The sequence below is a fragment of the Mesorhizobium sp. M7A.F.Ca.CA.004.12.1.1 genome (assembly GCF_003997835.1).
Lineage (GTDB): Bacteria > Pseudomonadota > Alphaproteobacteria > Rhizobiales > Rhizobiaceae > Mesorhizobium.
This window is the reverse complement of the sequence record NZ_RZRK01001446.1, coordinates 1-598: the sequence shown is the minus strand read 5'-3', so window position 1 is coordinate 598 and position 598 is coordinate 1. Positions and strand designations below refer to the sequence as shown.

Genomic DNA, 598 nt, shown 5'->3' with positions numbered 1-598 from the left:
AAACGTGCCATTCTATCCATTCGGCGATGCGGCGAAGGCGGCGCTGGCCAAGCTGCCGCAAGCGGTTGTCGATGACTGGGTCAACCGCGGCATCATCATCGAGGACACCGGCAGCGACGGCACCGAGACGACCAAGGTCTACACGCCGTTCTGGCAACTGCGTTCGACCTACTGGTGGCGCTCGACCTTTCCGGCCAACAAGGACGTCCATGTTTCCCACCACTACAGACCGAGCGTCGGCGGCACGTCTTCAGTCAGCTTCTTCTACGACGGCAAATTCCAGGGACAGTATGCGGCCTACAAGGCCCGCTATTGCATGGATGGCACATTCGAAAATGCGGTGCGCAAGGCTGCCAAGGACGACCCTGACGGCTACCCCAAATATGTCGAGAACCGCATCGCCTATATCCTGACCACCGGCGGCAACTGGGCCACCGGCACGATCGGCAAGTTCAAGCTGACGATCGACAAGGGCAATCCGAAAGCCCTGGTCTCGTTCTGCGGCGACAATGTCAAAAAGACCGGACCGACGACATTCGAGATGACGGCGGATGATTTCTACCCCGAGCCCGACATCGACATCCTGATCCTCGATCCA

Annotated in this window: 1 protein-coding gene; it reads left to right on the top strand. The window is 59.2% G+C overall.

Features of this window, described 5'->3' with window-relative positions; all coding sequences use genetic code 11:
- The coding region (locus EN984_RS36955) for a DUF4424 family protein (protein WP_127384470.1) at positions 1-598 on the top strand (598 nt) is incomplete at both ends.